The following is a 26,383-nucleotide window of genomic DNA, read 5'->3' on the forward strand; positions in this document are numbered from 1 at the left end:
CAAATTAACGGATATGGTGATAAGCAATATCGGAACTAAAACTTCAACAAAAGACCCGCGATATTGTTAAACGGCCTTTGAATGAACGTGGCGGTTGTGCGATAACGGGCGTGAATAATGGTAGTGGGTATAACAGCATTCTTTTTAGTTCGCTGTATAATGCTCGCTTGGCTTCCGAAATCGTTTCCGTAAATTTTTGCCCTTTACAGGATGGTTCCACTACCGCGATTGTGATAGTTTTGTTAAAAACAGATATTAATCAAAAAAACTTGCCATGATGAAGAAAAGATTGCTGTTAAAAAGCATTGGTCTTTTGCTTTTTTTATTTTTCATTTTACCTGCCGGCTTTTCGCAAACCATCCAGGTTTCCGGAAAAGTAACGGGCGAAAACGAACAATTGCTTTCAGGCGCCACCGTCACAGTTAAGGGAACGCCTTCCTCAACCATCACCGGGAACGATGGAATGTTTAAAATAAATGTGCCCTCTTTAAACGCTGTTTTGGTAATAAGCTTCATAGGCTATAAAAGCCAGGAAGTGCCGTTAGATGGAAAATCAACAATTACGGTTACACTAAAGCCAGGCGACAGTTCATTGGGCGATGTTGTTGTAATAGGTTACGGCACGGTAAAGCGGGCTGATGTAACCGGCGCTATTACAGGCATTAGTGAAAAAGACATCAGGGCCCGGCCTGTAGCCAACGCCCTGGAAGCCATGCAGGGAAAGGTAGCGGGCGTTGACATTACTTCAACAGAACGTCCCGGCACCGTTGCCAGCATTACCATTCGTGGCGTACGTTCTTTAACGGCCTCCAATTCCCCGCTCTTTGTTGTGGATGGTATCCCGTTAATGTCCGGCGGCATTGATTACCTCAATCCTAATGATATTGAGTCAATTGATGTGCTGAAAGATGCTTCTGCCACGGCAATTTATGGTGCCCGCGGCGCCAATGGCGTTGTAATTGTTACTACCAAGCAGGGCAAGGCGGGCAAAACAGCGTTGAACCTGAACGCCTCCACCACGTTTGAAACGCTGGTGGACAAAGAGAAAATGTTCAATGCGGCGGATTATATCACATTTCGCCGGTGGGCCTATTATTATAAGAACACTTCCACATATCCGCGTGGCGACGAGCCTACCATTGAAAATGATAAGGTAATCTTCCTGGCCACCAGCGATCCCTCAGCCTGGGCAAATATTGCCAAAGGATGGGCATCAGGCACCTGGGACGGATCAAAAGTGCAGACAACCGACTGGCGCGGCATGGTAACCCAAACCGGTATAACGCACAATCTTAATTTAAGCGTTAGCGGGGGAAGCGACAAGGTAAAAGCCTACGCTTCATTTGGCTACCTGGACAATACAGGAACACAAAAAGGGCAAAGCTTTAAGCGGTATGCTGCCAATGTAAATGTTGACATTAAGGCTACTAAATGGTTCTCCATGGGCAGCAATCTTAATGTTTCATACAGCATACAGGAATACGGACAGTCTAAAACAGGCGCCACAACGGTATCTTCCTCTACCAGCATTTACGAATCGGCAAGGGCGTTATTCCCTTATGCGGTGCCTTATGATTCCACCGGCGAGCGGATAGAGAACCCCGGCGGTGATATTGCATTTAAAAATGTTGTAAATGAATGGAATTTGAACCAGGACCAACGAACAACTCTCCGGGCTTTTGGCAGCTTTTACGGGCAGATAGACTTTGGTGCCATTCTTCCTGTTCTTAAAAACCTGAAATACAGGGTGAACTTTGGGCCCGATTTCTCTTATTACCGCGATGGAACATATATAGATGAAAATTCTGTTATAAGCAGCGGTACCAATTCTGCTTCGCTGGCAAAAAACCAAACCTATTCCTATACCCTCGATCATTTGATCTATTATAACAAGAGCATTGGCAAACATGATATTGGGCTCACACTGCTCGGCAGCCAGACACAATATTCAGAGGAAAGCAGTTCTATCTCTGCCAATGGCATTGCTTTCGCAAGCCAGAAATGGAATGCCTTGTCAGATACCTATATTTCCGCAGATAACCTCACCGGGTATTCATCAGGCCTTACCAAAAGCCAGTTACAATCTTACATGGCCCGCATTAACTATGGTTTTAACGATAAATACCTGCTTACCGTATCTGCACGCCGTGATGGCGCTTCCCAGCTTGCAGAGGGCCATAAATATTCCTGGTTCCCTTCTGCTGCCATCGCCTGGAGAATAAATAATGAAAATTTTATGAGCAAGGCAACATGGGTGAACGATTTAAAACTGAGGCTGGGCGTGGGCGTTACCGGTAATTCTGCTATTGATGCGTATGCAACCCAGGGCGCGGTTACCGCCATTTTTTACCCATATATAAGCACGCTTACAGCCGGCGCTATTCCTTCCACCACTTTAGCCAACCAGAACCTGGGATGGGAAAAAACCACCCAATACAACATAGGTATTGATTTTTCTGTGCTTAACAGGAGAATATCAGGAAGCTTAGACCTGTATGAATCAAAAACTACTGACCTGTTAATGGAAATGAGCATCCCAACGGTTACAGGTTATACAACAACGTATGCCAATGTGGGCGAGACTGCGAATAAAGGAATAGACCTGAGCCTGACAACGGTTAATGTTAATACAGGTTCTTTCAATTGGACCACCACTGCCAGCGTTTCCTGGCAAAAAGATCATATCGTTTCATTGTCAAATGGCAACCAGGACGATATAAACAATAACTGGTTCATAGGGCAGCCCATAGGCGTAATTTACGGGTATAAGGGCGCAGGCCTCTGGCATTTGGAAGATTCGGCCACTTACAGTTTATACAACGCAAACGGAAGTGCGTTTTCAGCCGGAAGCGTAAGGCCGGTTGATATTAATGGCGACACCGCAATAGATGCAAATTATGATCGCGCCACTATTGGCAATACAAGGCCCAGGTGGGTTGTTGGCATGACCAATACTTTTACATATAAAGGTTTTGAGCTTTCCGTTTTTCTGTATGGCCGCCTGAAATACCTGTATAATACCGGTGGAGAAGTGGAGGGCGCCCGCAGCGTTCAGCGCGTGATCAATTATTATAACGAGAATAATATGAACGCCGAATACCAGAAACCAATATATTCTGAAGGCAGTGGCGATTCATACTATGGCGCACTGGGCTATAAAAAAGCCTCATTTATAAAAATCCGCAATATATCGCTGGGATATAACCTGAACGCCAAAGCGCTGAAAACAACAGCTATTTCGGGCTTAAAGTTATATGTGCAGGTAGCCAATCCCGGCATGCTGTTCTCCAAAATCAGTTGGCTGGATATGGATTTGGTCAGCCCTACTTATAACCGTGGCATTACCATTGGATTGAACGCAGCATTTTAACCGCAACGCTTGACCTCAAAAATTAAAGTAAAATGAACACAATAAAATTAATTTTTAAAATATCCCTTTTTGCAGGCTTCCTCTTTCTGTCATCCTGTAAAAAAGATTTCCTTAATGAGGAACTGGAAACAGCAAGAGGCATGGATTACTATACAACTGACGAAGGCATACTGGCGCTTTCAACCGGTACGTATTACCAGGTATTTAATACCCCGTTTAACGGTGAGTGGATTTACTGCGCCACCAATTACGGCGTGGATGAATTTAGCGTAGGCGGCGACCCTTCAAACGGCGTGTGGAACAACTACGATGCCGGCTTTAACTCTATTGTTACCGTTAATAACTCCAATACAGCCGCAGCAAATACCCAGTGGGATAACCTGTACATAGGCATAGGAGATGCAAACCTGCTTATTCAGAACGCCACAGCCAGTACATCCACTTCAGACGATATTAAAAAAACCGCCCTGGGCGAAGGCTATTTTTTCAGGGCATACTGTTACCTGCGGCTGGTGTCCCAATATGGCGGCGTGCCGCTCAAAACCACACCAAGCACTACAGTAGAACTGGAATTTACAAGAGCTGCTGCTGAAGAAGTATATGCGCAGATCATTGATGATTTTACCCAGGCCTATAATCTTCTGCCCACTTCAGGTGCGCCTTCAAAAATTACCAAATATGCAGCCGCCCACTACCTGGCAAAAGCCTATTTGTGCCGCGCCAGCGAGATAAATGACGCATGGAATTCCTCCACCAAAGCAGCCGATCTCGCTGCCATCATACCATTATGCGATGAAGTGATTGCACAATTCCCATTGGCTTCAGATTTTGCCAGCCTTTGGGATTATACCGGGCCTGATGGAACAAACGAACAACTGTCAGAACTAATTCTTTCTTCCCAGTTCACTGCAGATGTTTCCGCCAGCGGGTCTAATACCCAGCATCTCTATTTTACGTCCAGGTACGACGATTTATCCCAGATGCAGCGCGATGTTACGGGCGACCGGCCCTACAGCCGTTTACGCACCAGCTATTACATGTATAGGATATATGATATGATAAACGACTCCAGGTTCTGGAAAAGCTTCCGAACGAAAAGCAGGCTGAACAATGCTTCAGGCAGCTACTATGTTAATGGCGATCTTGGAATAATATATATTATCAACCAGCCTGGCGATACGCGCTTTTCCGCATATAAGCTGAACGATGTGGTTACATATAGCGCTACGGGCAAAACCATTCCCAATGCCTATATTGCTTACCCTTCCGGCACCACAACAGATGGCGCTTTGAACGCAGATGTAAGGTTTCCTTCGTGCAGCAAGCACTTAGATGGTTCAAGAACTGCCGTGAACGACACGAGGGGGCTGCGCGATGAGTTTCTCGCCCGGTCTGCCGAAACTTATCTCATTGCCGCTGAAGCCAAAATAAGGCTTGCAAATCTTGGCACAGGTTCTTATGCTGATGCCTTACCTTATATTAATGCCGTGCGCACCCGCGCCCAATATACAAATGGGGAAGACCGCTCTGCCTATTACGACGGCGGCGGCGCCCTTGAAGCTTCTGCTTCCGGCCAGGATGCCGGCATCAATTCTTTCATGGCAGAAAATTCTTATTACGAGTCGAATAATATGGATGTTACCACGGATGCCTCAGCCAGCCTGGCCATTACCGATATTAGTTCGCTCCCTGCCGGGGATGAATATGTGATCTCCACACTGGGATTAACCAGCACTTACGATCGTATGCTGGCCCTTGTATTGGATGAACGCTCAAGAGAGCTTTGCGGCGAGTATAAACGCTGGGAAGACCTTGCCAGGACAAAAACACTGGTTTCGCGTGTTCAGGCATTTAATTTTCAGGCTACGGCCAACGTGCAGGATTATCATACACTGCGCCCCATTCCGCAAACTTATCTTGATGGCATACAATTAAACGGCAAGGCTTTAACGGCAGAAGAAAAAGCCGCGCAGCAGAACCCTGGTTATTGATTTAACGGGAAAAATGATTGGCTCTTTATGCCGCAAAGCATGTTTTGTAAGCTTCATACATCCTGATATGGTGCTATTACAAACATACTTTCCTATATTTTGGTATAAATGCACGTTAAAGCGCCCAGCCGGTATAGCATTAAAAGAGAAAAAGAATTGTAATAATATAAGATATGGCAATGAAACCGAGCATGATAATTTTTTCTCACACAGGGGAATGTACATAGCGAGGTTCCCTGCCCGACTGGCCGGTCAGGCGGGCATGAGACCATTGAAAAATCAAACCTGTACGAATGAAACCGAGCATGATAATTTTTCTCACACAGGGGGATGTGCATAGCGAGGTTCCATGAGACAACTGAAAAAACAAATATGCACGAATGAAATGAAGCGGAAAACAGCCTCTCAAACAACTCGTGAACAGGTGAACCTGCGAACTGGCAAACATTAAAATATAAACGATGAAAAATGTATTTCTGCTTATTTGCCTCCTTGCCTGCGCGTTCACCGCCCGGCCGCAGGGCTATGTAATTACGCAATTCGGTGTAAGTGATGACAGCACAAAAATTCAAACAGCAGCCATTCAGAAAGTAATTGACAAAGCGTGGGAAGATGGCGGCGGCACCATCGTTGTGCCGAAAGGCGTTTACCTTACCGGCGCCTTGTTTTTCAGGCCCAAAACAAAGCTTTCACTGCTGGAAGGCGCCGTGCTGAAGGGCTCTGATAATATTGCCGATTATCCGCTTACCCCTTCCCGCATGGAAGGTCAAAACCTGCTTTATTATGCCGCACTGGTCAATGCATATTACGTTGACAGTTTCAGCATTACCGGCCCCGGCACCATTAACGGTAACGGGCTCAGGTTCTGGGAAAGTTTCTGGGCGCACCGCGATTCAATGAATAAGGCAGGCAAACCCTGGACAAACCTGGAAGTGCACAGGCCCCGCCTGGTTTTTATATGGGGCTGTAATAAGGTAACCATACAAAATGCCAAACTTCATAATGCCGGATTTTGGACCACGCATTTATACCAGTGCAATAATGTGCTGATTGAAGGCTGCGACATTCGTTCGCCTTTCAAACCGGTACCGGCGCCGAGCACGGATGGTGTGGATATTGATGTATGCAAAAAAGTAACGGTTCGCGATTGTTATATTTCAGTGAACGATGACGCCGTTTGCATCAAGGGCGGAAAAGGCCCTGATGCCCATAATCAGCCACAGAATGGCATAGTGGAAGACGTGCTGGTGGAAAACTGCACCTTCAGCGATTCGCATGGAACATTAACCCTGGGCAGCGAATGCATTCATGCCCGCAACATTACTATACGCAACTGCAAAGTGGATAACCACGTGGCCATCCTGCGCCTGAAGATGCGGCCTGACACGTACCAAACCTATGAGAACATTACAATTGAAGGCATAACAGGCCGGTGTGGAACACTTATTTCATTAGCCCCCTGGACACAGTTTTTCGACCTGAAAGGAAGCACGGAAAAACCATTTGGAACGGTGCGTAACATCAGCTTTTTAAATATTGACGTACAATGTGACAAGGTGGGCAATATGCAGGGAGACCCCAATGATAAAATTTCAGGTATGCTTTTTAAAAATATAACGGTTACAGCAGCAGACCCTGTTTTGGAAACTCATAATTATCCCAATATTCAAACTGATCATGTTATGATAAACGGGAAACCGTTCACAATAAAACAGTAATAGAACAGTTTTGCCCACAAGCAGAGCGCAGAAGCGGGACAAACGAAAAAATTATACAGATGAAAAAAGCAATGCTGATTTTTATTAATTGTTGTTTATTGCACGTCTTTTGTTTTCCACAGCAAACGTCTTACAAATTTGATTTCGGTGGCGGCAAAGTTGAGAAAGGTTATACGCAGGTTTTGCCCACAACTTTGTACAATGCGCAGCGAGGCTATGGTTTTGAATTTTCATCCAATCTTCAATCAAAGAATTACAACAGCAATAATGCTTTATTGGCTGATTACATCACAAGTAATCAGCCCTTTTATTTTTCTGCAAAGCTTCCCGAAGGAAATTATAATGTAAAAGTTATTCTCGGCGATAAAGACGGAACATCCGCCGCCACCATTAAAGCGGAATGTAGAAGATTAATGGTTGAAAAAGTGGAAACACAAAAAGGAAAATTTGCAACGGTAGAATTTACAGTTCATGTAAAAGATAGCCTGATAAGAGATGCGCAGGGAAATGTGGTAAGCAAAGTAAAATTAAAGCCGCGAGAAAGAAGTTATCTGCATTGGGATGATAAGCTCACGCTGGAATTTAACAACACCGACCCAAAAGTGTGCGCAGTTGAAATTGCGCCGGACACAGGCGCTACTACGGTTTTCATCGCAGGCAATTCAACTGTTGTAGACCAGGCCAATGAACCTTATGCGGCTTGGGGGCAAATGCTTCCTTCTTTTTTTCAACCGGAAAAAATCAGTATTGCCAATTATGCCGAAAGCGGCGAAACGTTGATTGCCTTTAAAGGCGAAAGAAGATTGGAAAAAGTCTTTAGCATGGCAAAGCCAGGCGATTATTTGTTTATAGAATTTGCGCACAACGATCAAAAGCCCGGCGGCAACCATCTTGATCCGTTTACTACCTATAGCCAAACATTAAAAGGCTGGATAAGCGAATGCAGGAAAAGGAATATAACGCCTGTGCTTGTTACAAGCATGCACCGCAGAAGGTTTGACAGCACTGCTGATACCGTCATCAATACACTGGAAGATTATCCTGCAGCCATGCGGCAGGTGGCAAAACAAGAAAATGTAACGCTGCTCGACCTGAACGCAATGAGCAAAACCCTGTATGAAGCCTGGGGGCCGGCATATTCCGTAAAAGCGTTTGTGCATTATCCTGCCAATACATTTCCCAACCAGCCGGCGGAACTGAAAGATGATACGCACTTCAATACCTATGGCGCGTATGAACTGGCTAAATGCATTATTGAGGCAATTAAGAAATCTGATTTGCCATTAAAGAATTTTATTGTTGATGGTTTCAAAGGCTTTGATCCGGCAAAGCCCGATAAATTTGAAGCTGTGTATTTGCCGGTAAGCCCGCCGGGTAAAATTATAAAGCCGGATGGCAACTGAAAAACCAATGACGCAAACGATTATGCCTGATAACATTTACATTATGCTGAAAAGGATTGCAATTGTTTTATTGATAGCGGTTCCGCTTGCCGCACCGGCGCAGCAAAAGCTTGTTCAATATCTTTCAGGTACCGGCAGTGATCATACCGTTGCCTGGGATTTCTTTTGCACCGGCGGCAGGAACAGTGGTTACTGGTCAGCAATACAGGTGCCATCCTGCTGGGAACAGCAGGGCTTTGGAACATACAACTATGGCAGGGATTATAAAACTTACGGCAGCAATTTCAGGTTTGCAGATGAAAAGGGTTTGTATAAATATCATTTTACGGTACCCGCTTCCTGGTCAAAGAAAAAAATATTAATTGTTTTTGAAGGCAGCATGACCGATACGGAAGTGAAGATAAACGGCAAGCCTGCAGGCGCAAAGCACCAGGGTGCATTTTACCGGTTTAAATATGATATAACAGATAAGCTGAAGTTCGGCGCCTCTAACCTGCTGGAAGTAACGGTAAGCAAAATGTCGGATGATGTATCAGTAAATAACGCTGAACGTTTAGCTGATTACTGGATATTCGGCGGCATATTCAGGCCGGTGTATCTGGAAGCGGTGAACCCTGAATACATTGATTATACTGCCATTGACGCCAAAGCCGGCGGTGATTTTTCCATGCAGGTTTTTCTGAAAAACATCAGGCAAAGCAAACAGCTTATTGTTGATATATTCGATAAGAAGGGCAATAAAATAACATCAGTTGCCAAAGCCATATCAGCGAACGATACAGTTGCTGCTGTTAGCACGAACGTTGACAAGCCATTGCAATGGACGAGTGAAACGCCCAACCTTTACACCGCAAAACTGTATTTGAAGGAAGGCGCAAAAACTGTGTATGAAACAGATGAAAAATTTGGTTTCAGAACAATTGAGGTAAGGCATGGCGATGGCATTTACATAAATGGTGTGCAGGTAAAAATGAAAGGCGTTAACCGCCATTGCTTCTGGCCTGAGACAGGCCGTACCTTAAACGACAGCATCAGCCTGCTGGATGTGCAGCTTATTAAACAGATGAATATGAATGCAGTGCGCTGCTCCCATTATCCGCCCGATAAAAAGTTTCTTGATTATTGCGATTCGCTTGGGTTATATGTTTTGGATGAGCTGGCCGGCTGGCAAAAAGCATACAGCACAAAGGCGGGAAGGCCACTGGTAAAAGAGATGGTGATACGGGATGCAAACCATCCATCCATCATATTTTGGGATAACGGTAATGAAGGCGGCACCAATAAAGAACTGGATGCTGATTTTGATAGATGGGATTTTTCGAAGCGCCCCGTTATTCACCCGCACCACAGGCCGGGCAACGATTTTAATGGCATTGACTGCAATCATTACGAAGACTATTACAGCACAAAAAAGATACTGGGCGACAGCCTTATTTATATGCCAACGGAATTTCTGCATGCGCAGGATGATGGCGGCGGCGCTGCCGGCATGGATGATTTCTGGGAACTGCACTGGCATGCCAAACGCAGCGGCGGCGGTTTTATCTGGGCCATGCTTGATGAAGGCGTTGTGCGCACCGATATGCACAACGTTATTGATAACAACGGCTTAAATGCCAACGATGGCATCATGGGGCCGCACCGCGAAAAAGAGGGAAGCTTTTATGCGCTGCGGGATATATTCTGCCCCGTGCATATTGAAATGAAAACCATTCCGCAAAACTTTAATGGTTTGATAGAAGCGGAGAACCGTTATCATTTCACCAATCTTAATGAATGCACCTGTCAATGGGCGCTTGTTAATTTCAAAAGCCCTTTCAATTTGCAGTTCACCGGTTATGATGTTATGAAGAAAGGAACTGCAACTGTTGCTTCTGTATTGCCTTTACAGAAAGGCAGCATTCAGTTAAACCTGCCTGCTGATTATACACAATATGATGCACTGGTTTTAAAACTAACAGATAAGTTCAATAAGGTTATTAATGAATACACCTGGAAGCTTAAAACCAATGAAGCTTTATTAAGCCATGTAATAACAGCATCCGGCAGCGCTTCATCGTTTGAAAACAATGATACCGCTGTTGTGCTGAAAGGAGGCGATGTGGAAATTACGGTTAACAATAAAACAGGCATGCTGTTAAAGGTTGAGAATAAAAAGGCAGCGCCATTGTCTTTTACCAGCGGCCCGGTGCTTGTGCACGGAACGCAGGAGCTTAGTAACAGCAAGGTTTATAAAGATGGCAATAACAGTATTGCTGAATTTAGTTATAATGGCAACCTGCAATCAGTAAAATGGACAATGTATGGCAGCGGCTGGCTAAGCCTTGAGTATTCATACAGCCTCCGGGGAAGTTATGATTTTGCAGGCGTTTCATTTTCTTATCCTGAAAATTATGTGCTTGGCGCCAAATGGCTGGGCAAAGGGCCTTACCGCCAGTGGAAGAACCGGATGAAAGGCACGCCGGTAAACGTTTGGCAAAACTTTTATAACAATACGCAAACATCTTATCCGCCACTGGTATATCCTGAGTTTAAAGGTTATTACGGCAATATTACGTGGATGGAATTTAATACGGTGCAGGGCCGTTTTTATGTGGCCTGTAAAGACACGGGCTTATACGTTCGCCTGTTTGATTTTTATGGCCTCAGGGGCGGGCCTGAAAATTATCCGCGTTTGCCCGTTGGCAATATTTCTTTCCTGGATTGTATTCCGCCTGTCGGCGGCAAGCTTGCAACAAACATTAATAACAATACTTCAGCGCTTGGCCCGCAAAGCGAATTAACCAAAACAGATACGCCAATAACACGCACCTTATATTTTTATTTTGGCCTGCCGCAAATAACCAATAGTAAAGAACAATACAGCAGGCCTGCGGTTGATAATGTGTTTTAGAATGTGCGCTTTTAATGTAGCCTGCTGCTGTATAAACATGAAATATCATAACAGTAAACAAAAAATCATTATTGTCCGGATAAAAATTATCGAATCTCTTAAAACCATTTGCCAGAGCGGGTTCTGGCCCCTCTCCTTTGGAGAACTTGTCCCGACCATTCGGGAGGGGTTGGGGTGAGGTCAAACATTGAAATACAAGGTTTTAAATTATTTAGTCGGACAACAGTAAACAAAAAATATAAAACAATTAAAACATGAAAATAAAAAAATGGATAGCGGCATTTGTTGCCGTAAGTTTTTTTTGTTACGGATTTATGCTGCAGGATAAACCCGTTTTATACATTATTGGCGATTCAACTGTAAAGAACGGGTCTGGCAAAGGCATTGATAGCTTATGGGGCTGGGGAAGTTTTATCGCAGATTATTTTGACACAACAAAAATGGATGTGCAGAACCATGCCATTGGCGGCAGAAGCAGCCGCACATTTATTACAGAAGGCCGGTGGGAAAAAATAATGGGCACGCTAAAAAAGGGTGATTATGTAATAATGCAGTTTGGCCATAATGATGCAGGCCCGCTGGATGATACAGCCCGTGCCCGCGGCACCATACGCGGTATTGGAGATGACAGCACGAAAATTTATAACCCCATAAGAAAGATGAATGAAACCGTGCATACTTACGGGTGGTATATGCGCAAAATAATTACCGAAGCGCAATCAAAAGGCGCTGTTGCTATTGTGTGCTCGCCTGTGCCCAGGAATAATTTTAAAGACGGCAAAGTTGAGCGCGGCAATAATGACTACGGGCTTTGGGCAAAGCAGGTAGCCGCGCAAACAGGCGCTTTGTTTATTGATTTAAATAATATGATCGCAGACAAATATGACAGTTTTGGCGCTGATAAAACGGCCGTCTATTTTCCAAAAGACCATACACATACGGATGAAGCCGGCGCCATATTAAATGCATCGCTGGTGATAGAAGGGATAAAACAATTAAAGTCCTGCAGTTTGAACAATTATCTTTTAAAATAAACAGTTTTTGCAGCAGGTGTGGCGGATGTATTAATCCCTGCTTTAAAATAATTTATTAACGTGTTGTGCTATTAAAAAATGTAAATAATGAATGACGTTTTTAGATCGTCATGTCGGGTAACATTCGGTTGGCCCGCAATCAAAAGCTGCAACCGGTCAGACGGCTGATAGCCGTCTGACCGTTATAAAGTTTCAAAAACGTCATTGGCAGGTAACGAGGCATCTCACGAATTTAAACCTGCATACCTGGTCAGAGATTTATTTAAATAATAATTGTTTTTTAATTGACTCAATGAGTGCTTCGCAGTTCTCCCTGCCTACCGGCAGGCTGTCATCGAAATGATGTTTCAACTTTATTAAAAGCAAATCAATACCAAAATAGGTTAATGTATCAATAACAATACAGATCACTAAAATTCATCAAATGCTGAACAGATATATCGCTTCATTAATTTGCATCTGCTGTTGTGCAGCCTGTACAACAACACAACATATACCAAAGCAAAACAATGTAATTGCTGTAATGGAAAAGGCCAATAATTATTTTATGAATAAATGGCCTGATGCCGGCAAATCTATCATCACCAATAAAGAAAGGCCGAGCAATATATGGACACGCGCTGTGTATTACGAAGGCCTGATGGCTTTATATAGCATTGATAAAAAGAAGGCATATTATGACTATACAAAACAATGGGGCGATAAACACAACTGGCAGGTTGCCGGCGGTATAGAAACCGGCAGTGCAGATAACCATTGTGCCGGCCAAACCTATATTGACATGTTTTTGATTGACAAAGATTCAGCTTACATTAAAAACATTAAAGCATCCATAGATAAGATGGTTAAATCAGAAAAAGCAGATGACTGGTGGTGGATTGATGCACTGCAGATGGCTATGCCTGTATTTGTAAGGCTGGGCAATGTGTTTAATGACAGCAGCTATTATAACAAAATGTATGAAATGTATGCTTACACAAAATATAAGCATGGCGGCAATGGCTTATATAACCCGCAGGATCATTTGTGGTGGCGCGATAAAGATTTTGTGCCGCCCTATAAAGAACCGGATGGTGAAGATTGCTACTGGTCGCGGGGCAATGGATGGGTGCTGGCTGCTTTAACAAGAACACTGATGCTGCTGCCTGAAAGCAACAGCCATTATGCAGCATATAAACAGGATTATCTGGACATGGTAAAGGCAATAGCGCCGCTGCAGCAAAAAACAGGTTTGTGGACAGTGAGCCTGCACGACCCCAGCCATTTTGGCGGAAAGGAAATATCCGGTTCATCCTTGTTTGTTTACGGAATGGCCTGGGGCATTAATAAAGGCTGGCTTGACAAAAAAACATATCTTCCGGTTGTTACAAAGGCCTGGAATGCTATTGTAAAAGATGCGGTGCATCCTGATGGGAAACTGGGTTACGTGCAAGGCACAGGCAAAGAACCAAAAGACGGGCAGCCGGTAACTTACAACAGCACGCCTGATTTTGAAGATTACGGGCTAGGTTGCTTTCTGCTGGCGGGTAGTGAAGTGTATAAGCTGTAAAATGCGCCGGTAGATTTTCAGCCATGAAAACATTGGAATGGCTTATATGATTTATTGCAGGCAACAACGGGCAATTGCCGGTGCAGAAAACGTTTCCGTAGAAAAACATAGGCCATTCCCGGCATCCATCCATTTATGTATGTACTATTGCTTTGAATAAATATTTCTTTATACTGATAAAGAACACCGGGAATGGTTGCCGTAAGCATAAATAATAAAAGAAATTGTATGGAATTAAATAAAGAAGCGGTACTTAAAAAAAGCTTTCCTGCAACATTCAGTGTTCCGGACGCAGCAATATTCGGCCTGCCTGAAAAAGTACTGCAGTTTGGCACAGGTGTTTTGCTAAGAGGCCTGCCGGATTTTTATATTGATAAGGCGAATAAACAAGGCGTTTTTAATGGCCGTGTTGTTGTGGTAAAATCAACAGGCAGGGATGTGGCTGAATTTACAATGCAGGATGGTTTATACACACAATGTATTAAGGGCATTGTTGACGGAAAAACGATTGAATCTTACATCATCAATGCATCCATAAGCAAAGTTTTACCGGCGCAGCAAAGCTGGGATGAGATTATGCAATATGCAGAAAGCACAGCCATGCAGGTCATCATTTCAAACACAACAGAAGTGGGCATTGAACTAAAGGCGGATGATGATATTACTGCTGCGCCGCCTGTTTCCTTTCCTGGCAAATTGCTCGCATTTCTGTATAAGCGCTACCAATATTTTAAAGGCAGTGAAGAAAGCGGTATGGTGATCATTCCAACTGAATTGATTGTAAATAATGGTAAAAAGTTAAAAGAGATTGTGTTGGAACTTGCCGGCATTAATAAGCTCGGAGATGATTTTATCAGATGGCTTGCCACTGCCAATAACTTCTGCAATTCCCTTGTTGACCGTATTGTGCCTGGTGCGCTTAATAAGCAGGACCAGCTTGCATTTGAACAAAACGCAGGTTATAAAGATGCATTAACAATTATGAGCGAGCCGTATAGCTTGTGGGCTATTGAATCATCTTCAGTAAGAACGAAAGAAATACTCTCTTTTTTTAAAACAGACGATACGGTAATTATAACGCCTGATATTAATAAATACCGCGAACTGAAACTGCGCCTGCTGAATGCCACGCACACATTCAGTTGCGCTTTGGCTTACCTGGCAGGATTTAACCTGGTATATGAATCAATGCAGGAAGATGCTATCTGCAACTTTATAAAGAAATTAATGATGGAAGAAATTGCAGAAAGCATTATTGATAACTCCATAACACCGGCAGAAGCAGAAGCATTTGCCAACGGTGTTATCTATCGTTTCTGCAATCCGTTCATTGAACATAAATGGTTAAGCATAAGCATGAACTATACTGCCAAACTAAGAATGCGTTGCGTGCCGCTCATTTTAAGTTATTATGAAAAAACTGGTAAAGTTCCTTCTTATATGTCAGCCGGTTTTGCGGCTTATATTTTATTTATGAAACCAGTTGAAATTTCAGATGGCGTTTATTATGGAAAAGCACAGGAAAAAAAATACCGGATAGCTGATGATAATGCCGCATTATTTTATGCTTACTGGCAGGATGCATCTGCTGATGCAGTGACGCAAAAGGTTTTGGGCAACGAGTCGCTTTGGGGAACGAACCTTGCCAATATGCCGGGGTTCGCTGCATTGGTGCAATACTTTCTGCAACAGTTTAACCGCAATGAATTTAAGTATGTGCTCACACGTTTATTTTATGGAGGCAAGGTTACAAATGAAGCATAATACTCTTAAAGTGCATGCTGCCGATAATGTATTGGTGGCATTAAGGGATATGAAGCAGGGAGAGGCCATTCAGTATAACGGCAATATTTTTTTATTGAAGGAAGAGGTGCCCGCCAAACATAAATTCACAATAGAACATCTGAAAAAATGATGTTATACCCATGTATGGCTTCACTGTTGGCAAGGCTGTTCGTGATATTGAACCAGGCAGCAGAATATCAATAGAAAATATTGTACATGCTACTGCTGCCTTCCATCAGCCTGCACAAAAGAAATACTGGATTGCACCGAGTGTAAGCAAATGGAAGCATCAAACTTTTTTAGGCTATCATCGCAGCAACGGCAGTGCGGGAACAGCCAATTACTGGCTTATTGTGCCTATGGTTTTTTGCGGGAATAATGAAACATTTTTAGACAACGATTGCTGCCGGTAATGAAGCGATGGTAGCCATAACAGGTAAGTGTAACGATGGTTTGCTATGCAATACATTGGCAATGTTGTGTAAAAAAATTTAATAAAACTATTAAATCAACAGAGAAACCAATGATGAAAAAAATAAGTACCGCACTGGTTTTTGCAACAGGCATATTTTTTTCCTGTGCTAATGCGCAGGTGGTTACATTAAAGAAAGCAGAGGTAAAAACCCCTTTTGGCGCTGTTGCCATTGCTGTGCCTGACTTCAGCCAATGTAAAACTTTTTTAATTACAGATTTTGGCGCAGTGCAGGGCGATAAAAACAAAACCTCCCGGGCCATTGCGCAAGCCATTGATAAAGCCAGTAAAGCGAGTGGTATTGTTGAAGTTCCGCCGGGTGAATGGCTTACCGGGCAAATACATTTTAAAAGCAACGTGAACCTGCATCTTGACAGCGGCGCCGTACTTTTGTTTTCTGAAAACCCGAATGACTATCTGCCTTCCGTTCATTCATCGTGGGAAGGCATGGAATGTTATAATTATTCACCGCTTATTTATGCCTACCGGTGTAAGAATATTGCCCTTACCGGCAAGGGCGAAATAAAAGCGAAAATGGATGTGTGGGAGCAATGGTTCCCACGCCCCAGCGCCCACATGGAAAGCCTTAAACGCCTGTATAACTGGGCATGGAATTATACACCGGTTGAGCAGCGGCAGATGGTAAACGATACTTCGCACCTGCGCCCGCAGTTCATTCAGTTCAACCGCAGTGAAAATATTTTGCTGGAAGGCATCCGCATTACCAACAGCCCCTTTTGGACCATCCATCTTTACCTTGCAAAAAATGTAACAGTGCGAAATCTAAATGTGTATGCGCATGGCCACAACAACGATGGCGTTGATCCTGAAATGAGCCAGGATGTACTTATTGAAAATTGTGTATTCGACCAGGGCGATGACGCCATTGCAATAAAGTCGGGCCGCAACCCCGAAGGCTGGCGGTTAAAAACGCCTTCAAAAAATATTATCATTCGTAATTGTACTGTAAAGAACGGGCATCAGCTCGTAGCAATAGGCAGCGAGCTCTCCGGCGGTATAGAAAATGTTTTTGTTGACAGTTGCCGCGTAATTGACGGCGCTAAGCTCAATCACCTCATCTTCATTAAAACAAATGAACGCATGGGCGGTTATGTTCAGGATATTTATGCAAGTAACCTGCAGGCCGGCAAAATAGATTCCGGCGTGCTTGGCATTGAAACCGATGTATTGTACCAATGGCGAACGCTGGTGCCAACCTACGAACGCAGGCTTACGCCTATTAAAAATATTTATCTTACCAATATAAGCGCCAGCGATGTACAATTTGTTTCAAAAATACTGGGGCAGAAAGAACTGCCGGTGCAAAACGTATCACTTGAGCATATAACGGTTGGCAAAACAGAAGAACAAAAACATATACATGAAAATGTTGTGGGTTTTAAAGAAAATTAGCAATGCACAACAATTGTTTAAAATGAATTACATAAACAACAAGGCCTGCATCATCATCTTTTTATTCTTTCACACGGCGCTTTTTTCGCAGCCGGTATTAGAAACCGGCGGCAAAGCAATGCCCTGTGTATGGATAGACAAAGACACGCGCCATAAAATAATCAGGCTTTCAGACAGCGCAAGAACAAACCTCAGCTTTTATTTTCATAACAATCCTTTCATTGAAAATAAAATGGTGTATTACAGCACCTCGAAAAAAAAACCTTCGGATATAAACGTTGCAAAACAGAAAACCTATTCAACCATTAGCAAAGACAAACAGTTATATTACGTTGATCTTGCCACAAAACAAACCGCGCCTATAACGAGGCAGCCCAATGCAATGAGCGGTGAAATTGCCGGCAGGCAAAGCCATAATGTTTATTATCAGATAAACGACAGCGTATTTATCACAAATATTGATACCAGGGAAACAAAACTCATCTATGTGTTCCCGGCAAATTATAAAGGCAGCATTACAACGCTGAATGCGGATGAAACTTTGCTCGCTGGTTCCAAAGCGAGTGATAAACAGAAAAAAATATACAAAAAGAATCCGCAGAAGAAAGATTATTTCAATTTGATCTATGACGCTAAGCAGCCCAACGATCTTTTTACCATTGATATAAAAACAAAGCAGCTTACTATAATTCATACGGAGAATACATGGCTGGGCCATGTGCAGTTCTCGCCAACCGATCCTGATCTTTTAATGTTTTGCCACGAAGGGCCCTGGCATAAAGTGGACAGGATATGGACGATTAATGTTCGCACGAAAAAAACAGCGCTTATGCATAAGCGCACAATGGATATGGAGATAGCCGGCCATGAATTTTTTTCACCTGACGGAAAGAAGATTTATTTCGACCTGCAAATGCCGAAAGGAAAAACTTTCTTTCTTGCAGGCGTGGACATTGCATCGGGCGAAGAAAAGAAATATAGTTTAACAAGGGATGAATGGAGCGTTCATTATAACATATCGCCCGATCAGAAATTATTTGCCGGCGATGGCGGCGACAGCGGCCAGGTGGCAAAAGCAAAAGACGGGCAATGGATATATCTTTTCAGGCCGGAAGGCGATCATTTTGTATCGGAAAAACTGGTGAACATGAAGCATCATCACTACCGGCTTGAGCCGAATGTGCATTTCAGCCCCGATGGGAAATGGATAATTTTCAGGGCCAATTTTGAAGGAACAGAAAATGTATATGCCGTTGAGATCAGCAAACATGCAGATTGATTTTTGGATTTCTTCTTATTTGGAAAGAGGTGTAGGTGAAGGCCTGGGAAAAGAGTTTTAAACATAAAAAGCGCAGCGCTTCTCATGAAAAAAATATTGCTTCTTTTATTCGTTATTGTTTTATCAAAACACAGTAATGCGCAAATAAAATGGCCGGTTATAACCCAGCAAACAAAACCGTGGACAAGATGGTGGTGGCTGGGCAGCGAGGTAAATGAAAAAGACCTCACCACCGTAATGCAGCAATACGAGCAGGCCGGGCTTGGCGGGCTTGAATTAACGCCTGTTTATGGCATGCAGGGCGAAGATAACCAGTATATTAATTTTCTTTCCCCGCAATGGATGCAGATGCTTGAACATACCTTAAATGAAGCAAAAAAATTACAGCTTGGAATAGACCTTGCCAATGCAACCGGCTGGCCTTTTGGCGGGCCATGGACAGGCGATGAAGACGCCTGCAAAAACATGGTATATAAAAGATATACCTTGCATGAGGGCGAAAGGCTAAATGATACCATTCAGTTCATACAGCAGCCACTGGTACGCACGGAAAATTATAAGGCTGTAAATATTGATGATATACTGCAACCTGTTTCTGCCAATAAAAATTTACAGGAGCTTGCCCTTGACCAGGTAAGGTTTAAAAGGCCATTGCCTTTGCAGGCTTTAATGGCTTATTCAGATAAAGGCGATACGATTGATATTACCGGTAAAGTGAATGCTAACGGCATACTCAACTGGGTTGCGCCTGCCGGCAACTGGAACTTATATGCTTTGTTTATGGGCTGGCATGGCAAGCAGGTGGAGCGTGCTGCGCCGGGCGGTGAAGGCAACGTGATAGATCATTTTTCAGCAACCGCATTGCAGCATTATTTGCAGCGGTTTGATGAAGCGTTTAAACAGCATGACATAAGCGGCATCCGTGCATTTTTTAATGATTCGTATGAAGTGGATGATGCATCAGGCCAATCTGATTACACGCCATTATTGTTTGAAGAATTTAAAAAAAGAAGGGGCTACGACCTTAAAAATTTCCTGCCCCAGTTATTCACCCAAACACCAACGGAAACGAGCAAACGCATTCTTTGCGATTACCGCATGACGATTGATGAACTGATACTGGAAAACTTTACAAAACAATGGTATAAATGGGCGCATGATAAAGGCAAGATGGTACGCAACCAGTCGCATGGCTCGCCGGCCAACACATTAGACTTATATGCTGCGGTTGATATTCCAGAAACGGAAGGCACAGAAATATTGCGCATAAAATTTGCGCCTTCAACAGCGCATGTTACAGGCAAGCAGCTTGCCTCAGCAGAAGCCGCAACCTGGCTGAATGAACATTTTATTGCTACGCTAAGCGATGTAAAAAAAGCGCTGGATGTTTATTTCATGGGCGGCGTTAACCATATTGTTTATCATGGCACCGCTTATTCGCCGCCATCAGAACCCTGGCCGGGCAGGTTGTTTTATGCTTCGGTTGAATTTACACAAGCCAATCCTTTCTGGAATAATTTTTCAGCATTGAATAACTATGTTGCCAGAACACAATCCTTCCTGCAACAGGGAAAGCCTGCAAATGATGTGTTGCTGTACTTCCCTGTTTATGATAAATATTCCGAACCTGGTAAAGAATTGCTATTGCATTTTGATGGCATGAAACCCGGCTTTAACGGAACGCCGTTTGAGTTTTTAGCAGACAGCATGCAGCACAGCGGTTATACTTTCGATTATATTTCAGACAGGCAGATACGTAATCTTTCTGTAAACAACAAAAAGATAGAAACCGGCGGCACTGCTTATAAAACCGTCATGCTGCCCTCCTGCAAATTCATACAGGCAGAAACATTGCAGAAATTATTTGCACTTGCCAACGATGGCGCAACCATTGTTGTGTATAAAGAGTTGCCATCAGGAGCGCCGGGCTATGCACAATCAGATGAACATGCAGAAACATTTAAAAAACTAATGCAGCAGCTGCATTTCAATACAAATAACAAAGTGCAAACAGCAGCAATTGGCAAAGGCAGGTTTTTGTTGAGCGATGATTTGAATGCGCTGTTGCAGGCAGCCAATGTAAACAGGGAAACAATGACGGACAAAGGGCTTCAGTTCAATAAAAGAAAAAATGACAGCGGGGATGATGTATATTTTATTGCCAACAGGAGCGATCATAAAATGGAAGAATGGATACCGCTTCAAACAAAAGCCAGCAGTGTTGTTTTATACAACCCGATGACGGCAGCATCAGGCATTGCACAATACAGAAAAAACAGGGAAAGCCTTACGGAAGTATTGCTGCAATTGGATGTTGACGAAAGCATAATCGTTCAGGCTTCAGACAAAACAATAACAGGCAATGCTTATCCATACATTAAAACAAAAGATCAACCTGAAGAAATAAAAGGAGCATGGGCGCTCCGTTTTATTGATGGCGGCCCTTCAATTCCGAAAACAATTACCATGCAGCAACCGCAGCCCTGGACTGAACTGAAAGACAGCGCTTACCAATTCTTTTCAGGCGCCGCATCGTATAGCACACAGTTTAAAAAACCAGTATCAGATGCTAAGCAGTTTATATTAAACCTTGGCCAGGTGTATGAAAGCGCACAGGTGTTCATCAATGGCAAAAGAGCAGCAACATTAATCGGGCCTGTGTTCTCCTGCATCATCAACAGCAGCGATCTTAAAGCAGATAATACCATCGAAATAAAAGTTTCCAACAGCATGGCCAACCGCATTATTTACCTCGACAGGAAACAGGTTAACTGGAAGAAATTCAACAACACCAATTTCCCGGCAAGGCTTCCTGAAAATAAAGGAAAAGACGGGTTGTTCAATGCTTCCGGATGGCTGCCATGCACGTCCGGCCTTGCAGGCCCTGTTACACTTACGCCGCTTAAATAAAACAAAAATATGTTTGGTAACTATAAAATGTTAAACCTCATGTTGAAAATCAGTAATGTTCTGCGAAGCAAAATAGGTGGAAACAGGCCGGGGATAATGGTTTTGCTGCTTACTTTTATGCTCTTGTCTTTTATGAATGACAACAGTAAAATAACCGTTTGGCTTGTCGGCGATTCCACCATGTCCGTTAAACAAAAAACTGCTTATCCCGAAACCGGTTGGGGAATGCCCTTTGCCAGCTTCTTCGATTCAAATATTACGGTTAACAATGTTGCCCAAAATGGCCGCAGTACCAAAAGCTTTATTGAAGAAAAACGCTGGCAGCAGGTAATGGATAATTTACAGGCAGGCGATTATGTGCTGATACAATTTGGCCACAACGATGAAGTAACAACAAAGAAAACTTATACAACGCCTGAGGAATTCAGCAACAACCTTGACCGTTTTGTAAAAGACGTGCGCAGTAAAAAGGCGACGCCCGTGCTGATAACACCTGTTGCAAGAAGAAAATTTGACAGCAGTGAAAACATTATTGATACACACCGGCAATATGCGCAACTGGTAAGGGATGCGGCAAGACAAAATGGTGTTATATTGATTGATCTGGATGCGTTAAGTATGGAGTTGCTGCGGCAAACAGGCCCTGAAAATTCAAAATTTTTCTTTAATTATTTAAAGCCGGGCGAGCATCCTAACTATCCAAACGGCCAGGAGGATGATACGCATTTTAATGAGCTGGGTGCAAGAAAAATGGCGGAAATTGTATTGCATGAAATTCAGCAACTGCCACTGGCGAAATTTATTATACAAAAGCGATAATAAATTTCCCGGCGTTACGGAAAGGGCGCATATCAAAATTTTCGCTCTATGCAAATTTTCCGGTAGGTGAAACGCCGACCGGTAGCGGCTGATAACATAATAATTAATAAGCCCAAAAGGCTGAAACATGTAGAAGCTATTTGAACTAATAAAAAAATAATGCTTACCGGTCAGAAGCTTTAATTGACAATATATAATTGTTTCACCCAAAAAGCGTCAGACCGATAGCCAATAATCAATTTTAAATAAATAACTCAAACAACTTCTTAATAAGCATGAAATACAAGCATCTGATTATTTTTTCTTTTTGTTGGATCGCGATTGCAGGTAAATCACAATCAAATATTTCATACGCGGAAGCAATGGCAGGAACAGTGATGGCCGTATGGAAAGATTCGCCGGCGGATACATGGTCGTACGACCAGGGCGTTGTATATGGCGGCCTTGAAGCGTTGTGGAGAAACACCGGTAACGCTGATTATTTTAATTATATAAAGAAAAATATTGACCGCTTTGTGAACAATGACGGCACAATTAAAACATATAATAAAGAAAACTATAACCTTGATAATATAAAAAACGGCACTGCTGTTTTAATGCTGTATAATGTAACCGGCGAGGAAAAATATTTTAAAGCGGCAACATTATTACGGCAACAATTACGGGAGCAGCCGCGTACACAGGAAGGCGGTTTCTGGCATAAGAAAATATATCCCCGGCAAATGTGGCTGGATGGCCTGTATATGGCTGAACCTTTTTATGCCATGTATGCAAAGCGTGTGCAGGATGATACGGCATTTAATGATATAGCCGGCCAGTTTATATTTATGGAAAAACACGCAAGGGATGCAAAAACAGGTTTGATGTATCATGGATGGGATGAATCGAAAGAACAGCAATGGGCGGATAAACAAACGGGCGCCTCGCCCAATTTCTGGGGGCGCGCTATGGGTTGGTATGGAATGGCGTTAGTGGATGTACTGCCATATTTTCCTGATAATAATCCGCATAAGAAAGAATTGGTTGATATACTTAACCGCTTTGCAACGGCTGTTGTAAAAGTGCAGGATAATAAGACAGGCTTATGGTGGGATGTTTTGAATTTTCCCAACAGGCAGGGCAATTATGCCGAAGCCTCGGCATCATGCATGTTTGTATATGCTTTGGCAAAAGGCGTAAGGCTTGGTTATTTGCCATCTTCTTACCTGCCTGCGGCCGAAAAAGGCTATAAAGGCATTATTCAAAAGTTTATAAAAAAAGATGCAGCCGGATCAATTAATCTCGATGGCACAGTAAGTGTAAGCGGGCTTGGCGGCAAACCTTACCGCGATGGCAGTTATGCATATTACATAAGTGAAAAAGTGGTGCTTGACAATCTGAAAGGCGTTGGCGCTTTTATACAAATGTGTGTTGAAATGGAAATGATACCAACAATGAAACCGGGCGGGGGCAAAACTGTTTTGCTGGATGGTTATTTCAACCATGAAAAAAAATATGATGCCGCATCAGATGATACAATTCAATATCATTATGTGTGGGAAGAAGAGGATAACAATGGTTATTCCATGTTAGGCCAGGTATTTAATAAATACGGCGTGGCCGCAACATTCTCTGCCCAAAAACCAACAGCCGCCATTTTAAGCAAGGCCGGCATGTATATTATTGTTGATCCCGACACACCGAAAGAAAACCCAAACCCTGATTATATACAGCCGGATGATATAGCAGTTATCAGCAACTGGGTAAAACAAGGCGGCACATTATTGTTATTAGGCAACGATTCCGGCAATGCAGAGTTTGAACATTTTAACCAGCTTGCCGCGGTATTTGGTATCCATTTTAATGAAGATTCATATAACCGCGTTACCGGCGCGCGGTTTGAAATGGGCACTATAGATATTGATGCAAACAACCCAGTTTTCAAATCAACCAAAAAGATTTATATAAAGGAATTATCAACCCTAAACCTTCAATCACCTGCAAAAGCAGTACTTACAAAAAACGGAAATAATATAATGGCTGTTGCCAGGTATGGCAAGGGCACTGTGTTTGCATTGGGTGATCCCTGGTTATATAATGAATACACTGATGGCAGGAAGCTGCCTAAGGGATTTGAGAATTATAAAGCGGCGGAAGAACTGGTGCAGTGGCTGGTGAACATTAAGAGTAATTAGCAGATGCAAAAGTTTGAATAGTTTTAACATTGAAAATTGAATGCCTGCATCAGCAATGCCAGGGTAAATATTTGTGTTCAAAATCAGCAGCTACTACCCTTCTGCTAACTATTATGTGGATGTTTATTATAATACCTGCCGCGTAAAAAAATAAACACGTGAAAATTTTCATGGCGCAAATTCCGCCACAAACACAAATGCTCAACGCCGGGCGTCATTTATTCGCAATCTTTTCAAAACTGATAAAAGATATGACTATACAAAAAGCTTTTAAACTTATTTTCTTTTTGATTTTTATTTCTGTTACTTGTTTCGGACAGGGAAATCCGGGCTTTAGTTTGAGAGGATATATTAATAACGAAAAAATAGAAAAGATCTATTTTGGTTACTATAATGATATTGAGAAAAAAGGGATAAATGATAGTGCTGAAGTAATAAATGGGAACTTTTTATTAAAGGGTAGAATTAGCCACGGCGCATTACTTATAATAAAATTATACAGGGGAAAAGAAGTGGATGAGGATAAATCTATATATACTTTCATAGATCCTGCTGATATGAATATAAAATTGAATTATTCCCCATTTAAAGTTTTAAATATTACCAACTCTCCTACTTATCTGGAATATGACAGTCTTGATCAGCAAAAAAATATAATTAAAAAGAATTTTGACTACCTTTTTCATCAATATGAATCTGCAAAAAGTAACGATATAAAAGATAGTATCAGCACTTTGCTATTGCCATATTATGAAAATATAAAAAAACTGGATTATTCTTTTTTTACAGGTCATCCAAACTCATTTGTTACCGGGTATTTGCTGCAACATTATTATCGAAAATTTTCTGTTGATACTTTAGATATGTTATATAATAGCATGAGTAATCTTCTTAAAAAAAGTATATATGGCGAACAGCTTAGCAATGTTATCCAACGCCGGGATGCCCGCAAAGAAACAATATGTGAAGGATGTAAAGCTCCAAACTTCAGGGGTACTACCTTCAATGGTAAATCAGTAGAATTAAATGATTTTAGAGGGAAATATGTTGTTCTTGATTTTTGGGCAAGCTGGTGTGTACCATGCAGGGAAAGCACCCCTCATTTAATCCAGATATATAATAAGTATCATTCAAAAGGGCTTGAAATAATTGCGATAGCTGATGATGACCAGCAACCCAATGAATGGAAAAAGGCAATAAAGAAAGATAAAGCAAAAATGTGGTACCACATTTTAAACGGAAAAAGATATATGGAAAACGGAGCGGAGGACAGAAGCAACGCGATTACTCAAAAGTACTATACCTCCGCATTGCCCACCAAGATTATAATATCACCGGAAGGAGCAATTATTGGAGAGTATGTTGGTACTGACAACGATAATATGTTTTATGAAAAAATAGCAGCACTATTTTAACTGAAGACTGATTACTTAATTATACTCCTCGCTGGATAAAAATGTGCAATCATTGATTTGCCAAAGTACAAATCTATTCTTATTGCCAGCCTTACATTAAGTAAGGCAAGCATAAAACATAACCACTGGCACGTCATGCCCCCAACGCGTCGGGGGCA

General features: G+C 42.6%; 16 protein-coding genes. All 16 read left to right on the forward strand.

The features are described 5' to 3' along the window. Positions 1–274 precede the first annotated feature (274 nt). The 16 genes from QM629_RS16870 to QM629_RS16945 all read left to right on the forward strand — a co-directional run bounded on the left by QM629_RS16870 (position 275) and on the right by QM629_RS16945 (position 26,225). Positions 275–3,370, forward strand: coding sequence for a SusC/RagA family TonB-linked outer membrane protein (locus QM629_RS16870; RefSeq protein WP_415161062.1), 3,096 nt, complete (start codon positions 275–277; stop codon positions 3,368–3,370). A 32-nt stretch (positions 3,371–3,402) separates the two neighbouring features. Further along, the gene (locus QM629_RS16875; RefSeq protein ID WP_415161063.1) at positions 3,403–5,361 is read left to right on the forward strand and encodes a RagB/SusD family nutrient uptake outer membrane protein; all 1,959 of its coding nucleotides are present in this window, start codon (positions 3,403–3,405) and stop codon (positions 5,359–5,361) included. Positions 5,362–5,822: 461 nt separating this feature from the next. Beyond that, a complete protein-coding gene (locus QM629_RS16880; protein WP_415161064.1) occupies positions 5,823–7,079 on the forward strand; it encodes a glycoside hydrolase family 28 protein in 1,257 nt (418 codons plus the stop codon). A gap of 59 nt (positions 7,080–7,138) precedes the next feature. After that, complete coding sequence (locus QM629_RS16885; protein WP_415161065.1) at positions 7,139–8,482, forward strand: rhamnogalacturonan acetylesterase; 1,344 nt, start codon at positions 7,139–7,141, stop codon at positions 8,480–8,482. Next, a complete protein-coding gene (locus tag QM629_RS16890; protein ID WP_415161066.1) occupies positions 8,472–11,375 on the forward strand; it encodes a glycoside hydrolase family 2 protein in 2,904 nt (967 codons plus the stop codon). The genes QM629_RS16885 and QM629_RS16890 overlap by 11 nt, the downstream gene beginning before the upstream one ends. 254 nt (positions 11,376–11,629) lie before the next feature. Continuing rightward, the gene (locus tag QM629_RS16895; protein ID WP_415161067.1) at positions 11,630–12,409 is read left to right on the forward strand and encodes a rhamnogalacturonan acetylesterase; all 780 of its coding nucleotides are present in this window, start codon (positions 11,630–11,632) and stop codon (positions 12,407–12,409) included. 424 nt (positions 12,410–12,833) lie between these two features. Continuing rightward, entirely contained in the window at positions 12,834–13,958 is a 1,125-nt protein-coding gene (locus QM629_RS16900) for a glycoside hydrolase family 88 protein (protein WP_415161068.1), read from the forward strand. A 228-nt stretch (positions 13,959–14,186) separates the two neighbouring features. After that, positions 14,187–15,722 carry a tagaturonate reductase gene (locus tag QM629_RS16905; protein WP_415161069.1) on the forward strand — a complete coding sequence of 512 codons (1,536 nt, stop codon included), beginning with the start codon at positions 14,187–14,189 and terminating at the stop codon, positions 15,720–15,722. Further along, complete coding sequence (locus QM629_RS16910) at positions 15,712–15,873, forward strand: hypothetical protein (protein WP_415161070.1); 162 nt, start codon at positions 15,712–15,714, stop codon at positions 15,871–15,873. Before QM629_RS16905 ends, QM629_RS16910 begins: the two co-directional genes overlap by 11 nt. 10 nt (positions 15,874–15,883) lie before the next feature. Further along, on the forward strand, positions 15,884–16,156 hold the full coding sequence (locus QM629_RS16915) for a UxaA family hydrolase (protein ID WP_415161071.1): 273 nt from the start codon (positions 15,884–15,886) through the stop codon (positions 16,154–16,156). Between the two features lie 110 nt (positions 16,157–16,266). Next, positions 16,267–17,628 carry a glycoside hydrolase family 28 protein gene (locus QM629_RS16920; RefSeq protein ID WP_415161072.1) on the forward strand — a complete coding sequence of 454 codons (1,362 nt, stop codon included), beginning with the start codon at positions 16,267–16,269 and terminating at the stop codon, positions 17,626–17,628. Between the two features lie 22 nt (positions 17,629–17,650). Further along, on the forward strand, positions 17,651–18,907 hold the full coding sequence (locus QM629_RS16925; protein ID WP_415161073.1) for an oligogalacturonate lyase family protein: 1,257 nt from the start codon (positions 17,651–17,653) through the stop codon (positions 18,905–18,907). 84 nt (positions 18,908–18,991) lie between these two features. Next, the gene (locus QM629_RS16930; RefSeq protein WP_415161074.1) at positions 18,992–21,817 is read left to right on the forward strand and encodes a glycosyl hydrolase; all 2,826 of its coding nucleotides are present in this window, start codon (positions 18,992–18,994) and stop codon (positions 21,815–21,817) included. A gap of 39 nt (positions 21,818–21,856) precedes the next feature. After that, positions 21,857–22,636: a rhamnogalacturonan acetylesterase gene (locus QM629_RS16935; RefSeq protein WP_415161075.1), complete on the forward strand. Its 780-nt coding sequence runs from the start codon at positions 21,857–21,859 to the stop codon at positions 22,634–22,636. Positions 22,637–22,911: 275 nt separating this feature from the next. Beyond that, complete coding sequence (locus QM629_RS16940) at positions 22,912–24,810, forward strand: glycoside hydrolase family 88 protein (RefSeq protein ID WP_415161076.1); 1,899 nt, start codon at positions 22,912–22,914, stop codon at positions 24,808–24,810. Positions 24,811–24,968: 158 nt separating this feature from the next. After that, positions 24,969–26,225, forward strand: coding sequence for a thioredoxin-like domain-containing protein (locus QM629_RS16945; RefSeq protein ID WP_415161077.1), 1,257 nt, complete (start codon positions 24,969–24,971; stop codon positions 26,223–26,225). The last annotated feature ends 158 nt before the right edge of the window (positions 26,226–26,383 follow it).

It is taken from the genome of Parafilimonas sp. (genome assembly GCF_047606085.1).
Lineage (GTDB): Bacteria > Bacteroidota > Bacteroidia > Chitinophagales > Chitinophagaceae > Parafilimonas.

What these genes read in the sequence shown, in the direction of transcription:
- QM629_RS16930 (WP_415161074.1), top strand. Translation starts at nt 18,992, where the DNA reads ATGAAAAAAATATTGCTTCTTTTATTCGTTATTGTTTTATCAAAACAC.
- QM629_RS16890 (WP_415161066.1), top strand. Translation starts at nt 8,472, where the DNA reads ATGGCAACTGAAAAACCAATGACGCAAACGATTATGCCTGATAACATT.
- QM629_RS16935 (WP_415161075.1), top strand. Translation starts at nt 21,857, where the DNA reads ATGTTGAAAATCAGTAATGTTCTGCGAAGCAAAATAGGTGGAAACAGG.
- QM629_RS16905 (WP_415161069.1), top strand. Translation starts at nt 14,187, where the DNA reads ATGGAATTAAATAAAGAAGCGGTACTTAAAAAAAGCTTTCCTGCAACA.
- QM629_RS16895 (WP_415161067.1), top strand. Translation starts at nt 11,630, where the DNA reads ATGAAAATAAAAAAATGGATAGCGGCATTTGTTGCCGTAAGTTTTTTT.
- QM629_RS16875 (WP_415161063.1), top strand. Translation starts at nt 3,403, where the DNA reads ATGAACACAATAAAATTAATTTTTAAAATATCCCTTTTTGCAGGCTTC.
- QM629_RS16925 (WP_415161073.1), top strand. Translation starts at nt 17,651, where the DNA reads ATGAATTACATAAACAACAAGGCCTGCATCATCATCTTTTTATTCTTT.
- QM629_RS16920 (WP_415161072.1), top strand. Translation starts at nt 16,267, where the DNA reads ATGATGAAAAAAATAAGTACCGCACTGGTTTTTGCAACAGGCATATTT.
- QM629_RS16900 (WP_415161068.1), top strand. Translation starts at nt 12,834, where the DNA reads ATGCTGAACAGATATATCGCTTCATTAATTTGCATCTGCTGTTGTGCA.
- QM629_RS16915 (WP_415161071.1), top strand. Translation starts at nt 15,884, where the DNA reads ATGTATGGCTTCACTGTTGGCAAGGCTGTTCGTGATATTGAACCAGGC.
- QM629_RS16870 (WP_415161062.1), top strand. Translation starts at nt 275, where the DNA reads ATGATGAAGAAAAGATTGCTGTTAAAAAGCATTGGTCTTTTGCTTTTT.
- QM629_RS16885 (WP_415161065.1), top strand. Translation starts at nt 7,139, where the DNA reads ATGAAAAAAGCAATGCTGATTTTTATTAATTGTTGTTTATTGCACGTC.
- QM629_RS16880 (WP_415161064.1), top strand. Translation starts at nt 5,823, where the DNA reads ATGAAAAATGTATTTCTGCTTATTTGCCTCCTTGCCTGCGCGTTCACC.
- QM629_RS16940 (WP_415161076.1), top strand. Translation starts at nt 22,912, where the DNA reads ATGAAATACAAGCATCTGATTATTTTTTCTTTTTGTTGGATCGCGATT.
- QM629_RS16910 (WP_415161070.1), top strand. Translation starts at nt 15,712, where the DNA reads ATGAAGCATAATACTCTTAAAGTGCATGCTGCCGATAATGTATTGGTG.